This is a genomic window from Pseudoroseomonas ludipueritiae (genome assembly GCF_014490445.1).
Taxonomy (GTDB): domain Bacteria; phylum Pseudomonadota; class Alphaproteobacteria; order Acetobacterales; family Acetobacteraceae; genus Pseudoroseomonas; species Pseudoroseomonas ludipueritiae.
Genome location: NZ_JACTUZ010000008.1, coordinates 76367 through 90223, shown reverse-complemented (window position 1 = coordinate 90223; position 13857 = coordinate 76367). Strand labels below are relative to the sequence as shown.

The following is a 13857-nucleotide window of genomic DNA, read 5'->3' as shown; positions in this document are numbered from 1 at the left end:
CCGGGCAGATTGCCACCCGCCTGCTCCATGCCGACCTGCTGATCCTCGATGAGCTGGGCTACCTGCCATTCAGCACCTCAGGGGGTGCCCTGCTGTTTCACCTGCTCAGCAAGCTCTACGAGCAGACCAGCGTCATCATCACCACCAACCTCAGTTTCAGTGAATGGGTGGCGATCTTCGGAGATGCCAAGATGACCACCGCGCTCCTCGACCGGCTCACCCACCACTGCCACATCCTGGAGACCGGCAACGACAGCTTCCGCTTCAGGAACAGCTCCGCCACCCAGGCCCATCGCGAAAGGAAACCACAGCCGACCTGACGGGCTTCGAAACCCCACATCCACAACCCGGGTCAGATCTCCGTGGCAACCCCGGGTCGGCTCTCAGTGGCGATCAACAGGGCGTGGTGACCTAGCATATGCTACAGCGTCACATGCCCTTCCTGCGCCTGGCCCTGTTGACCCTGTCCATCTTGGCTTCCTTCCCTGCCCTGGCCGAAGAACTGGCCGGTCGGGTCGTGGGCGTCCATGGCGGCGACACCTTAACGCTTCTGACCCCTGAGCGGCGCCAGGTGAAGGTCCGCCTCCACGCGATCGACACCCCGGAAAGTCGGCAGCCCTACGGTACCCGTGCGCGGCAGGAGTTGGCCCAGTTGGCCTTCCAGAAGGTGGTGCGGGTGGCGGTGATAGATACCGACCGCTACGGCCGCACGGTGGGCCAAGTCTGTGTCGGCGGCCTCAACGTCAACGTCGAGCTGGTGCGGCGTGGCGCCGCCTGGGTGTACCGCCAGTACAATCGTGACCCGCGGTTCGTGGCGTTGGAAGAGGAAGCGCGGCAGGCGCAGCGCGGCCTCTGGGTACTGCCGCAAGCCGAGCGGGTGCCGCCCTAGGTGTGGCGCCGGCAACGGCGTCATTGAGCGCAGGTCCTTGCCTTGAGAAAACCGCATGAGGATTGCAATGCCGTCCACGTTCTACGCCCTTCCGCTTGAGCGGCGGGGTGAAAGCTTCCTTCTTCGCACCAATGCGCTGGATGAGACTTCTATTCTTGTCGATACGGGCTATGAGGTAAACGGCCAAAACCAGAAAACCTTGGCATCCGTTATCAAGACATCTGCGCCTGCAACAACAAAGATCAACCGTCTCATCATCACCCATGAGGACGCTGACCACTGCCAAGGCGCACCTCAGTTTATTGCCGAATGGAAGGGTCTAGGCCATTCCATTGATCAGGTCTGGTTGCCGGCGCTGTGGCTCATCGGCGCCGGATCAGCGGTGCGCAAAGATTGGAACATCAGTCGGATCGTCGAAGGTGCTTTCGAAGCAGCACCAGAAATTGCCAAGCTGGTTGCCAAGATGCAGCGGAGCGACACTGAACAGGCCGGCGACGCCGGGTACCCTGATCAAGCCGAGGCATGGCTCCGCCCATTTCGGCACCCCGATGCTGAGGCAGCAACGGCACAACGGGTCAGCACCATGCTCGATGAGGTGTTTCGCCCGGCAGAGCAAGACGAGACAGATGGTCGCATCCCTCAGCTCGAACGCGCAGCAGACGGGAGTGGCAGGGATGAGGCGACCCTCAGCCGCATGTTCAAGTGTCACCGCCGTATGCGCTCAACAGGCGTGTGTGTTGCCTGTGCAATGCTGGAGGCCGTAGGACCGGAGGCAATCAAAGCCAGACATGGTCTCCTCGCACACTCGCTCGCTGAGATTGCGATCCAGACGCATGCCAGCATTGCTCCAGTGGTTGCTGCATGTCAGGCAAACGCGATACCGGTGCGTTGGTTCGACTACTTGCGTTTTGCCTCCACGATGACACCGGGAGGCGGAGACCGTGGCTTTCTAACGCCGGTCAATGCGGTTGAGCTCGTTCCAACCGGGCTGAAGCCGAGCGCGCGAGCCATGTTCTTCGCGTTGTATCTCACACGGGCGAACCGCGAAAGCTTGGTGTATCTGCGGCATCAGTCCAGCGGCGAACCCGCAGTGCTGTTCGCTGCGGACTCGAGGCTGAAAGCCGGCCAAAAGCCTTTCAAACCACCGGCCGGGCTTCCTTCTCCGGATCGCCTACTCGCAACAGCTCCCCACCATGGATCGAGCAGCAATGCTGCAGCCTATCAGGTGCTGAAAAGCTGGCTCTCCCCTCACTACCCTCCAATTCTCGTTCAGAACGGAGGCCACAGAGTTACATCCTCAGCCCCTGAGTTCCAAGCCATCTCGGATCGTCTTTGCGTTCGTTGTATCGGAAGTTCTGGGCCGCCGCAGCTCGTGAAGGTGGACGCTCCTCATGGCACATGGAACGTGCCGAGGCCGCGAGCCGCCTGCACCTGCACCTGACACGTTTAGGAATTCCTGTCACGGCTACGTTAAAGCGGGAGAGAGACAGCGTGCGATGATCGAGCGAACGATCAAAGCCACCAGTTACTCCGGCCTCGAGGTCTGAAGGCGAAACATTCCGTCGGGCTGGACAAGACCAAGCAGAAATGATCGTGAAGGCGGCACTGGGCGGGTGGTCACCCGCCCCCACTTCGATCAGGCAGCCGGTGTCGGGCTTGGGGTAAAAACCCCTCCTTTCGTCAGCTCATCATGGAAGCGCTCGGCTGCCTTGACGATCGGTTCCGCCATCCGGCCTTGCGCGATCTCAATCCAAGGCTCCTCACTGGAATGCCAGTCGTGCGGGAGTGGCAGAACAGTGTTGTTTTTCAGGGATTGATACCAGGGCCATACATGGTTTTGGTTACCGCGCCCGAATGATCTGAGTGCTTCCCGAATCTCTGCTGTCAGCGCGGCATTCGCGTTAGGTGCGCGGATGCCGAAGTCGAGGGAAGATCGTTCGTCGTTGCAGAACTCGATCTCAAACGCCAAAGCAGCGTCGCTACTATAGCGGATCTGGATCGAGGACCACCGGATCTGCTGCTTATAAGACCGGCGCGCCGCCTGCCATCCCCGGCCAGTAATCAGCGCGTCTAGATCCGACACCAGTTTGTCCAGCAGCCGTTCCTTCATCGTTTCCACAGCCCGTCCCACGGAGAGGGATGCGGTGATTGACCCTGCGGAGCGTGTCATCTCTTCGAGGATACTGTCCTGTTCTGTCATGTCGGGAACTCCAGAGAACCTGTGTTGGATGTGGCGCATAAATTCTTCGATGAAGCGAGCCACACGGTCGGCACGGCATGCGTTCCGGCACGTTTCGAGCCAGGGTAGCAGGTCCGAGTACGAGACAAGCTTCAGTGCGCCTGCATCCTGGCGCGTCTGACAATCCAGCTTTGAGATGCTGGACTCGTCGGGCTCTCGGCCATCTGGTGTCAGGTAGATCAGGCATGCCTTCCCTGCGCCGTAGGAAAGATCCAGGTGCCGAAGGTAATCCGTCACCTGCTGCTGCTGGTCCATGGCCCAGATCTTGTTCTCAATCGCGATGGCCCGACCGCAAATCGAGGTGACGAGAACGTCGATCCGGCGGTCGTCGCTGAGATGCGACGTGACGACCTCCACCCGGGATGTAGCTCCACGGCATTGCCCGGCATCCCAGTGCAGATCGAACTGCGCCGCGAACAGTTCCAGAAAGCGCCCGCCTTGGCCATGGGAGCCCTGTGGCCGAAGCAGCCATGCCAGGATCCGCGAGATGCCATTCTCTCCCGTATCGACGAACTGAAAAGGGCTGAAACGCGGTGCCAGCTGCTCCGCATAAAGGTCGCGCATGCGGGCAAAAGTTTCCCGCGTGGTACTCACCCGGGCTAAGAGCCCTACTACATCGTTCATCGTGTCTCCCTCATGCCGCCCGCTTGCTCCTCGGCTTCCAGCGTGTTTAAGAGCGATTCGACATCGCGCCGCAGGTCCAGAGTACGCTGACGAAGCCGCTGCGCCATCAGGTGCTCGCCTGTGCTGGCATGTTCCCACTCACGTTTGGTTACAGCAATGAAGTGGCCCATCCCGTTGAGCCAGGAGGCGAGCGACTGAAGGAGCAAGGCTAGCGCCTCGTCGCGGCTCGGCTCGGTGCTGCTGTCCGTACCCACCATCGTGCTACCCCTTTGTTCATCCGGCCTCACGCCTGTGCCCCGCTCAGACCCAACCATCCTCTATGTCTGGCACCTGTTCCTGCAGCTTCTCGAAGTCGATCCAGTACAACGGGTCCAGCGAAGCCCGGAGTGCCGCGTCCAGCCCCATCGGCAGCACAGCTATCCCACTCGCCTTGAGAGCAGAGATCAGCGTCTCCACCAGCCACGACGGGGCAGGCCTGTTGCGTCGTCCTTGGATCACCGCCACTGACCAGAAGCCGCCCGGCTCCGGCATCAGCCCGGCGAGCACGGCCGCCTTGGCGTGATGCAGAAACACGACCTGGCCCGTGAGAAGATGCTGGATGGACTGTGGCGCTGAGCGATCCGTCGCCCTAAGACAATTCCCGAGGCGGCGGCCCATCGCGAGGAGTTCTCGTGCGCTGCGAAGTTGCTGCCATCCCTCAGGAACCACGAAGGGCGCCTCCGGCCCCTTCGCCTGGCTGATCATCCGGACCACGGCACGGGAGACGGCGATTGGCTCCGCTTCACCCTCCGGGGCAGGCTCGGTGAGGAGGCCGGCGTGCCGGAGCCAAGTCAATACAACCCGCAGTCCGGCCCGATCGGCGGTATCGTCGAAGGGCGCTAGCCAGCGGGCGAAGGCTGGCTCTTCGCCAAGGCATTCGTGCCAAGTCGCCACGCGGGCACGTGTCAGCGGGCCGGTTCCCGACGTGACCGCGCCGACCTCTGCGCGGAGCAGCGCATCCACCATGGCGTACTCCGCCAGCGACCAAGCGGGGAGAGCAGCCCGGTTGAGCGTCTTGTAGAGCCGCCGATCGCATCCAGGCAGTGCTGCATGGAGGAGATCACGCGGATGATGCGTTCTGAGTTCTGCGATAAGCTCTGCTCCGTTCAGCCGTCGCGCCGCCTCGGAGGCGAGAAAGGCGGCCAGCGCATGCACGGCCCGCCGCGGTGCGAGTGCCAATCGCCGGCCGAGATCAGGCGCAGCGCGGATCACCTGCGCCATTGCGGCCGCGTCGTTCCCGAAGATGCAGAGGATCGGTGCTTTCTCGCGCGATACCATCCTGTTCATGGTGGTGCTCATGAAGCGGACCCTGGTTGTTTCACACCAGAACCTCACCAAGCCCGCCAATTCAGCCTTCTTTTTAGATTAATAGTTGGTCATTTTTCGCGGCAGAATGCGGATCGCGCCCTGTGGTTGATGGCTGTTCAAAGCAACAGCCGGGATTGACCTGGAGCCGAAGAACCTCGCGTATTATTCGGCCCTGCTACTCCGGTCACCAGAAAAGAGCGCCTTTGACTTCGGGCAAAGAGGCATCTGCACGATAACCAGCGCTTATCGTGCTTCATCTGAAGGGCGGGGGAAGCTGCCGCAATGGCCTGGTGCCTTGAAGCCCGGTGTGACGTGGCCAGCGCCGTCTGATCCTGCCCGACCATGCGGGTGACAGAGCCTAAGCCAGCCGTCGGGACTTGGCTCAGTCGGATCCATCTGGCCTTGGCCGTGAGGGCCGTGCTGGCGCCCACGGCGCATGTGCTGGAGCTGCCCAACAAGCTCGCCCTGTCCGGCGATGTTTGGCTGGCAGTCCAGCAACAGCTCTACCGCGGCTGGGGTCCCTTCCTGGGGGCGCCGGCCGAGTTGGGCGTCCTGTTGACCAGCGCCATCCTCGCCGTCCGGCATCGCGCCAGCGCCGCTGCCCGCCCTTTCTGGATCGCCGGCTGCGGCTATCTCGGCATGCTCGTGGTCTTCGTCCTGTGCGACGCACCCGTGAACGCTGCAGTCGCCGCCTGGACCACGGCCACCCTGCCGGCCGACTGGTCCTCCTACCGCCTGCGCTGGGAGTTCGGTCATGCGGTGGCGGCGCTGCTGTGGGCGAAGCGGCGGGCGTGAGCCACCCCCGAAGGTCCTCCAGGGCCCCTGCCCCATCCTCGCCCCAGCCGTGCCACGCGGTGGTCGTGCTCCCGGTCCAGCTTTGGCGGTGTTTTTGGAGGAGGATCGCCGATGACCCGCATCACCCGCTTTGCCGCATCCTGCACCCTGGCCGCCATGCTGGGCCTTGGTGGACTGGGCCTGGCGCAGCCGGCCGCTGCGGCGCCGGCGGCGGCACCAATCGCCGGGGCGAGCCTGGGGCACACAGCGCCCGTCGAGGCGGTGCGCTGGGCGCAACGCTGCCGGCCACAGACGGTGATGCGCCGCGACCGCCATGGCCGGCGGATGCGGGTGACGCGCGAGGTCTGCCGCCGCGTCTGGGTGGGGCCGCGGCATCTTCATCGATAACGGAACCAGGGGCCCCGGCTGCGGGTCTGGAGCGGCCTGCGGGCTCATCCGGCGGGCAGCAGCCCCCATTTGGCGGCCAGGGCAGCGCGTTCGGCCGCCGGCAGGGCGCTGCCCTCCCCCTCCCGTCTCTCTCCTTGAGCTTTCTTTTTCACTGAAGAGACTTCGGCTGACCGGGCTTCGGTATCGCTTACGGCCCACTGCTCCGGGCTGGCGAACAGATACGCAGACGTCCACTGGCACCAGCGGCCGGCGACCACCAGGCCGCGCCGCACATGGCCCATGATCCCGGCGGCCTCGATCCGCTGCAGGGCGAGCTGCACCGTCGAGCGGGCGCAGCCCGACCATTCCGCCAGCTGGCCGATGGAGGGGTCGCAGACGCCATGCCGGGAGGGGCCGCGGTAGAGCAGCGTCCAGAGCACCAGAATGCCGGTGCGGCGCAGGGCGCCGCCATGCAGCCCCGGCTGATGGCTACGCCGCTCCAGGCGGCGGGCGGCGTCCATGATGCGGCGGCGGTCGGCATCGCCAAGGCGCTGGCGCTGCCAGGCGGCAACGCGCACAGACCCGGCGCGTGCCGGGCGTTGTCGGGTAGTCATCCTTCGGTCTTCCGGTTGGGCCGGCAGGCCGCAGGCAAGCTTTACCCGATCGCAAGTTGGCGCTTGCGTCGGAAGGCTCGTCTTGGCAGGATGCGGGCTGCATATTGCTTCGCGGTCCTGCCTTTGTGCGGTCTGACGGAAAAGCTCCCCGGTTGGCGCCGTGGGGGCTTTTTTCGTTTCTACTGGATCTGGATCGCCTCAATCGGCTCCTTCTTTGTGAAGCGCACAGCCTAGTCTTTGCTCTCAGCATGCGCAACTAAGTCTCTGCAAACACTAGAAATGTAGGCGTGCCGGCATGTCGACGTGTAGGCGTGTCGACACCATTGATTCTGCACCTTTTCCTTGACGATTCTCCCAACATGTCGGCATGACGACATGTAGACATGTTGGAGAATTGGCATGCACGTAGTGGCGCTGATGAGCCAGAAGGGGGGCGCAGGGAAGAGCACCCTGGCGGTCCACCTGGCTACCGAGGCGACGAGTCGCGGGCAGAAGACATTGCTGTTGGACCTGGATCCCCAGGGCAACCTCACCGGCTGGGCAGAACGCCGCGGTGATGCGGCACCAGACGTTGAAGCCATCCATGCATCGAACCTTTCCGCGACGCTGAAGAGCGCGCGCGGGGAGGGATACGATCTGGTCCTTATCGACACCGCTCCGAACGCGGATCGGACCACTATGCAGGTCGCGCAAGCTGCCGATCTAGTGGTGAGCCCCTGCCAGCCGGCCCAATTCGACCTGGATGCTCTGACAGCCACCTTAGACCTATGCTTGGCGCTGAAGCGGCCTGTGGTTGTCGTGATCAATGCCGCCCCGCCCCGAGAGAACAGCTCAGTGGTGGCTGATGCAATCTCGGTGGTGAAGGAAGCTGGCGTCGAGGTCTCGTCGGCCATCATCAGCTTCAGAGTGGCCTTCCGTCACTGCCTAGCATCCGGCAATACGGCCGCAGAGTATGAGCCCGGGGGGAAGGCGGCGCAGGAGATATCTAAGTTGTATGATGACATGTCGGCACGCCTACATGTCGACATGCCAACGCGAGGTATCGCGTAATGGCCCTGCGAACACGCCCGAAGCTGAATGCTATGCCTCGGCGCCAGCCTGAGCAGGAGGAGGTACCAGAGGCGGAGCGAAAAACGCCGCTGCCGCCGTCTCGGCAGGGAAAGAAGCAGGTGGCCTTCTTCGTGGACCGAGAGACGAAGCTGCAGTTGGACCGTCTAGCGCTGGAGGAAGATCGCAATCTCCAGGGGTTGATGCTTGAAGCCTGCAACCTGCTCTTCCAGTCCCGGGGCATGGCCAGGATCGCGGAGCAGAAGACTTAGTCATGTCAACATGTCGGCATGTTAGCGTGTCGACATGCCGACGCCTGACCCCATGGCTTGAGCCATGTTGGGCTCTGCCGGCAGACCTCACTGCAGGTCTGTCGGAGGCCTAGTCCTGGGATCACCCATGCTGCCATCCGGTCTCGGTCGCGGATCAGGTTGCCGCAAGCCACGCATCGGTCAATGGTGCGTTCGCCGGCGGCGGCGCTGCGCTCTACATGAGCTGACCGCTCGGCAGAGGCGGTATCCTGCCCAGTCACCACGCCAACATGCCTACACGCAAACATGTCGACATGTTGGCGGCGGTCGTTTGCTGGTCAGCCATGGACTACCTTCCAGATGGCCAGCGGCAGCAGCGCAGCGAACGCCAGAAGGAAGGCGAGGGTTCTGATGTCGTGAGAGGTCGGGCGCATCCGCCCCGCGCTGTGACGCGGGAGGCGTAGCTAGCGGCCGTATTCTCGACGGGGTTCTGGAAGGCGCCTATCTTCGGGCTTGGTCTCCCCGCTCCCTCTGTCACCTGTAAACCAGAGGGCGCCAGAGCGTAGGGGAGAGCAGGGTTAGCCCCTTCCGCCCCACTGGGGCGGCCATCGGTCCATTGTCGGATCTGCTGTCCGCGTCGACCCGCCGATCACCCAGGCCTAGGCCGATGCCCTGTTCAGCACCGTCCTGGCGCAGTTCGATATCAAGGTGCGGGCGCTGCTGTCGGCTGGCGTGGATGACGACGCCCACGCTGCCTGCCTGAGCCTCGCTTACAACATCGGTGTGGGGGCAATCTCCACGTCCACAGCACTGCGGCTCCTGAAGGCCGGGGATAGCAGGGCGCCGCGACAAGCCTCCAGTTCTGGAACAAGGCTGGAGGCAAGGTACTGAAAGGCCTCCAGCGCTGTCGCCGTGCCGAGGCCCTGGTGCTGCCTTGTGCCACGGCAGAGAGCGCAATAGCGGTAGCGCAGAAGGCCCCCCGAAGCCTGCCCTGCGGGGAAATCTGCCGCGCGTCTCTGCTTCCTACGCCTAAACGCGACGTCGGCGGACCATTCCTAGTCCGGCAACGCCCATGCCAAAGAGAGCGATCGAGGCCGGCTCAGGAACGGGAACGGCCGTTGTCGTGATGGTGCCTGAGAAGGTGCAGAGCGGCTGGGTGCAGCTTTGAGCATAGTCGGCGCCGAACTGCCCGGTGAAGGTTGTACCGCTGAGCTGCAGGTAAAACTCAGATTCCGTGTTCCTGAAGTTGATGGTTCCGCTCAGCCCTGAGGTGATGTTCCCCGCCAGCGAGAGCGACCTGATATTGCCAAAGCTGCCGAGCGAACGCTGCCGCGTGAAGTCGTCCAGGGTGACAAAACCAAAGTCGCCATTGACGTTGTAACGGTTGCCGCCTTCGATCCGAAGGGACAAGAGCCCGTCCAAGGAAGACTGTCCGTAGGGCGCCGTGTCCGAGTTGAAGACCTGATAACTGAAGCCGTTGTTCGCCGCTTCATCCGAGATGATCAGCTCTCCATTGATGGAATAGCTCCCAATCGGCGGATTTGGCGAGTGCTGCATCGGCCCGACCTGGCTGAAGCTGAAAATGACCGCGGCGTCGGCTGCCGCAGTCGAGACGGCCATGAGCGCCGCAGCCACGGCCAAATTGCGAAACCAGGTCATCGTTGAAGCTCCTGCTGCGAGACGGGAGATCTCACCGCAGCAAAAGCCGCGCCACCGGGGAAACGGGTTTAGAATCAAAAGGGCGGGCTGGCCGGACCAAGGCTTACGTTGGGAGCCCGTAAGAAAACTCGACTCAGTTATCAGGGGTTGGTCGTTGCTGGGGCCGCCGCCCGCCGTTTGCCGGACATCACCTGTGGCAACGCTGCCCAGGACGCCACTAAGGTCAGGAGCTTCCAATTCTTCTGGCGTAGGTCTTACAGCCTTCGTTGTCGCCCTGGCGGTCCCAGGCTTCCACTCTTTCTTGAGAGTCAACGAAGACCCTGATCTTGCATTGGAAGTTGAAGGACAGGAACGCGGCTGTTCCAGCCACCGGCATCGCAATGCCGTCTCCCTGAGACGACCAGGTGTATACCTTACGGCCGGCTATCTGTTGCTCTGCGTCAGGAAATCCAAGTCGCGAGAATAGTTCACTCACTGGTCGGCCAGCTGAGGCCTGTAGGCCAGTCTCGATCTGACGATTGGCGCAACCGGCCAATGCCGCCGCCAAACACATAACCGCCAGTCTCCGCATTCCCGCCTCCATTTGCATGGAACGTAATCTAGGCGGAACGTAGGCGAGACGGGAGGGGGGCCGTTTGTGGGTCAGCCATCGGCCGACTCCTCAGCCTTCGCGCGCCAGTAATCCTTCACGTCGATAGTCATATTGTCCCAGCGGACCGGCTCGAAGTCCTGGCTCAGGGCGTTGATCGCGTGCATTTGGGCGGCCCTTCCCTCGGTGACTAGGAGCCGCGCAAGCTCGGCCTCGGCCGATTAATCACTCTGCTACGGATGATGTCTTCCTATGCAAAAACATCCCCAGTCTGCGCATCTCCTCAGCTGGGCCTTTGCCGGTGTGAAGAAGGCCAAGCGTAAGTCCGCGAAGGCTGAAGGCGGGCTGAGGCACAGCGCCCATCAGGGCGCTCCGCCCCACTTCCAGCCGACCTCCAACGTGACGACGCTTTGCCGGTCAGCGTCAGGCTGGCGCTGACGGTTGTCTTGCCGGTGAGATGCCGGAGGCGGCAGCGGGGCAGGGGGCCATAGGCGGAAAGGAAGAGGGTGGCTGATGCGCCGGACCAGGGTATCGGCACTGCTCATGCCCTGGGGGCAGCCGAGCGGTTGATCACTCCATCATTGCTCGCGAGCACTGGCTTCCTGCTCTGGCGCGAGCTGTTCAGCCTCATCCGAGAACCTTGATTTTCAGGATCCTCGCTGATCTGCTGGCCTCGGCGTCCGAGAAAGGAGCAGCCTGTTGAGCTTTCCGGGTCTCTTCGCACGGCTCGTGGCCCTGGTCGGCACCGGGACAGTGGCCATACGGCGCATCACCGATGGCACGCCGATCCCGGCCTGGGGCAAGACACCGGCCATTCCGGCGGCGAAGCCACAAGGCGCCATCCCAACCCTCAAGATGCCAACGGCCAAGGGCTGGCACGACGGCCGGGTGCCGATCACCGCACCAGGGCTCAAGGTGAATGCCTTCGCCACCGGCTTGGCGCATCCGCGCTGGCTCTGCGTCCTGCCCAACGGTGATGTCCTGGTCGCCGAATCCAGCAGTGTGGCCCGGCCCGCCAAGTCCCTCTGGGACTTTGCTCAGATCAGCACCATGAAGCGTGCGGCCGCCATGGGCGTCAGCGCCAACCGCATCACCTTGCTGCGGGATGCCGATGGCGACGGCGTGGCCGAGATCCGCGAAACCTTCCTGGAGAACCTCAACCAGCCCTTCGGCATGGCGCTGGTGGGCAACACTTTCTATGTCGGCAACACCGATGGCCTGGTTGCCTTCCCCTATGAACCTGGCGCCACCAGCATTAAGGCGCCGGGGCGGCAGATCTGCGACTTCAAGCCAGGCGGCCACTGGACCCGCAGCCTGCTGGTCAGCCCGGACCAGACGAAGCTCTATGTCGGTGTCGGCTCGATGACCAACATCGCCGACAACGGCATGGAAGAGGAGGAGGGGCGAGCGGCCATCCATGAGGTCGATCTGGCCACCGGGCATCGCCGCATTTTCGCGACCGGCTTGCGCAATGCCGTGGGCATGGCATGGGAGCCGAACACGGGCGCCCTCTGGACTGTGGTCAACGAGCGTGACGGACTGGGAGACGAGACGCCACCGGATTACCTGACCTCGGTCCGGGATGGCGGCTTCTACGGCTGGCCTTACTGCTACTGGGACCGCGTCGTCGACAACCGGGTGCCGCAGGATGCGGCGCAGGTCGCCAGCGCCATCACCCCGGATTATGCGCTGGGCGGTCACACCGCCTCGCTCGGCCTGTGCTGGCTGCCAGCCGGCACGCTACCGGGCTTCCCCGAAGGGATGGCCATTGGGCAGCACGGGTCGTGGAACCGCAGCATCCTCAGTGGCTACAAGCTGGTCTTCGTTCCCTTCGCCAATGGGCATCCGGACGGACCACCGCGCGACATCCTCGCGGGCTTCCTGTCGCCGGACGAGAAAGAGTCTTATGGGCGGCCGGTCGGTGTGCACATGGGACCGGATGGCGCGGTGCTGATGGTCGACGACGTCGGCAACATCGTTTGGCGTGTCACCGGAGGCTGAGACCGCGGCGGAGTGCTCATGCCAGGTGCCGTTAGCCCCAGCGGAGCGACGAGCTTGCGGTGGCGCACTGCAACTGAGGGCGAATGGCGTGAGAGAGTACAGCTTGGATCGACAGCGGGGGCCGCAGCTGTTGTGGCAATTGTCGCCGCCCTCATCATTTAGCACGTGATGCCGGCGTTATCGGTCCCGGCTCGATGCCGTAGGCTGGGAACCGCCCGGAAGCCGTGACTCCCCGAGATAGGTGCTTATCGCGAGTGAAAATCCTCAGAGGGTTCCATCAAGTTGGCCGCTTGCTAGCTTACCAAGGCGGCAACTGAACGATGCCTCTCCAGCGGACCCATCAACCTGAAAGCGCTCTACGTCACGGGGATGAGAACAGTTTCACGATAGCCCCCGCTGCGCCTGCAACTGCTGTGACTGTTGGAAGAAGCTGCACCAAGTTCTCCCAGGATCGTTTTAGGAGACCTTTACGGGGCTGGGGCCTGGCGAGCTCTTCGTTTATCTGGTCCAGGACTTCGCCGGCATCCTTGTTACCCGATTTATCGACGTGGTCGGCAAGCTCCAGGATGAACTTGGCCGTGGTTTCGTCGAAGTCTGATCTGATCTTGTTGAAAGCATCCTGGACAGTGGAGCGGTTGATGATCGTCGAATTGCTGATGTTTGAGAAAGTGTCGCCCATGAACATACCCCTCCGCTGATCGCTATTTCGTTGATCAAAATTCTGAGCCACAAGTACCTGCACAACGCCAGACCTGTTTGTAGCAGTGAGTTCCAAGAGCCCCTGCCGGCCTGACAAACCGAGAATTCGTGAGTTCAAATCGCGAAGCCTGCCAAGAGCATTTCCTAGCAGATCAGCCCTTTCGGTTGCGAGAACACGAAGGGCTGGCAGGGAAGTGGGTGTCACATTGACCAAGCGCGCACTGAGGTCATCGACCGTCTTTTTGATGATGCCGATGATCGCCCCCTCGTATTCATCGATGAGTATCAACACCGACGACCAGCTATGGCTATCCAGTTCTTGCTGAGCGAGGATGGGTGCGACGGCCTCATCATAGTGCTTCCTCAAGTGACGAAGGCGGCTGCAAACCTCGAGCGATTCACGGAAGGTGCTCTTTGCTCGGATCAGGTGCAGTTCCTTCTGAAGTTCGATGTGCCGGCCGGCATCGAGGTCGCTCTTAGACAGGTATCGAAGATCGACGAGGATCCCGTACACAGTCTCGAAGCTCTGATCGACAACCTGGATGACCTGATTAACGAAGCGAAGGATCTGCCTGAGTTCAAAGCCATCCGCCCCGGATCTGGCGGCGGATATGGCAAGGTCGCCCAACTCAGTCGCGAACTTGGCAACATCGTCCTCATTGTTGGAGGTATCAAAGGGCATCGGCATCCCTTGTTTTCTCCCCAGTCGATCCCATCATAATGTTACGATTAATCAA

General features: G+C 62.5%; 15 protein-coding genes. 9 read left to right on the top strand and 6 right to left on the bottom strand.

Annotation, left to right across the window (positions count from 1 at the left end):
• The 3 genes from IBL25_RS04315 to IBL25_RS04305 form a co-directional block, all read left to right on the top strand.
• Positions 1-320: ATP-binding protein (locus tag IBL25_RS04315; RefSeq protein WP_187777326.1), on the top strand; the 320-nt coding region annotated here is incomplete at its 5' end.
• A gap of 98 nt (positions 321-418) precedes the next feature.
• On the top strand, positions 419-889 hold the full coding sequence (locus IBL25_RS04310; RefSeq protein WP_238940208.1) for a thermonuclease family protein: 471 nt from the start codon (positions 419-421) through the stop codon (positions 887-889).
• Between the two features lie 67 nt (positions 890-956).
• Entirely contained in the window at positions 957-2330 is a 1374-nt protein-coding gene (locus tag IBL25_RS04305) for an MBL fold metallo-hydrolase (protein ID WP_187777325.1), read from the top strand.
• A gap of 195 nt (positions 2331-2525) precedes the next feature.
• On the opposite strand, the gene IBL25_RS04300 is transcribed toward IBL25_RS04305, so the two are convergent.
• From IBL25_RS04300 to IBL25_RS04290, 3 genes are read right to left on the bottom strand one after another with little or no spacing between them, the layout of a single operon-like run.
• Positions 2526-3692: a PDDEXK-like family protein gene (locus IBL25_RS04300; RefSeq protein WP_187777324.1), complete on the bottom strand. Its 1167-nt coding sequence runs from the start codon at positions 3690-3692 to the stop codon at positions 2526-2528.
• Positions 3693-3748: 56 nt separating this feature from the next.
• A complete protein-coding gene (locus IBL25_RS04295; RefSeq protein WP_187777323.1) occupies positions 3749-4009 on the bottom strand; it encodes a hypothetical protein in 261 nt (86 codons plus the stop codon).
• Positions 4010-4052: 43 nt separating this feature from the next.
• On the bottom strand, positions 4053-5090 hold the full coding sequence (locus IBL25_RS04290) for a hypothetical protein (protein ID WP_187777322.1): 1038 nt from the start codon (positions 5088-5090) through the stop codon (positions 4053-4055).
• Between the two features lie 411 nt (positions 5091-5501).
• Between IBL25_RS04290 and IBL25_RS04285 the strand changes: the two genes are divergently transcribed.
• Both IBL25_RS04285 and IBL25_RS04280 read left to right on the top strand, forming a co-directional pair.
• Complete coding sequence (locus tag IBL25_RS04285; RefSeq protein ID WP_187777321.1) at positions 5502-5894, top strand: DUF1772 domain-containing protein; 393 nt, start codon at positions 5502-5504, stop codon at positions 5892-5894.
• A 111-nt stretch (positions 5895-6005) separates the two neighbouring features.
• Complete coding sequence (locus IBL25_RS04280; RefSeq protein ID WP_187777320.1) at positions 6006-6281, top strand: hypothetical protein; 276 nt, start codon at positions 6006-6008, stop codon at positions 6279-6281.
• 44 nt (positions 6282-6325) lie between these two features.
• Here the strand turns inward: IBL25_RS04280 and IBL25_RS04275 are convergent, their stop codons facing one another.
• Positions 6326-6874 carry a helix-turn-helix domain-containing protein gene (locus IBL25_RS04275; RefSeq protein WP_187777319.1) on the bottom strand — a complete coding sequence of 183 codons (549 nt, stop codon included), beginning with the start codon at positions 6872-6874 and terminating at the stop codon, positions 6326-6328.
• Positions 6875-7273: 399 nt separating this feature from the next.
• Here IBL25_RS04275 and IBL25_RS04270 point away from each other — a divergent pair, with 399 nt between their 5' ends.
• From IBL25_RS04270 to IBL25_RS27695, 3 genes are all read left to right on the top strand, one after another.
• Positions 7274-7924, top strand: coding sequence for a ParA family protein (locus tag IBL25_RS04270; RefSeq protein ID WP_187777318.1), 651 nt, complete (start codon positions 7274-7276; stop codon positions 7922-7924).
• Complete coding sequence (locus tag IBL25_RS27485) at positions 7924-8193, top strand: ribbon-helix-helix domain-containing protein (RefSeq protein WP_367615554.1); 270 nt, start codon at positions 7924-7926, stop codon at positions 8191-8193. The genes IBL25_RS04270 and IBL25_RS27485 overlap by 1 nt, the downstream gene beginning before the upstream one ends.
• Before the next feature lie 651 nt (positions 8194-8844).
• Entirely contained in the window at positions 8845-9063 is a 219-nt protein-coding gene (locus IBL25_RS27695) for a glycoside hydrolase family protein (protein WP_379656178.1), read from the top strand.
• Positions 9064-9201: 138 nt separating this feature from the next.
• On the opposite strand, the gene IBL25_RS26645 is transcribed toward IBL25_RS27695, so the two are convergent.
• Positions 9202-9831 carry a PEP-CTERM sorting domain-containing protein gene (locus IBL25_RS26645; RefSeq protein ID WP_202986674.1) on the bottom strand — a complete coding sequence of 210 codons (630 nt, stop codon included), beginning with the start codon at positions 9829-9831 and terminating at the stop codon, positions 9202-9204.
• 1288 nt (positions 9832-11119) lie between these two features.
• On the opposite strand from IBL25_RS26645, the gene IBL25_RS04255 reads away from it, so the two are divergent.
• Positions 11120-12421, top strand: coding sequence for a PQQ-dependent sugar dehydrogenase (locus IBL25_RS04255; RefSeq protein WP_187777316.1), 1302 nt, complete (start codon positions 11120-11122; stop codon positions 12419-12421).
• 361 nt (positions 12422-12782) lie between these two features.
• Here IBL25_RS04255 and IBL25_RS04250 read toward each other — a convergent pair whose 3' ends face one another.
• Complete coding sequence (locus IBL25_RS04250; RefSeq protein WP_187777315.1) at positions 12783-13802, bottom strand: hypothetical protein; 1020 nt, start codon at positions 13800-13802, stop codon at positions 12783-12785.
• Positions 13803-13857 lie beyond the last annotated feature (55 nt).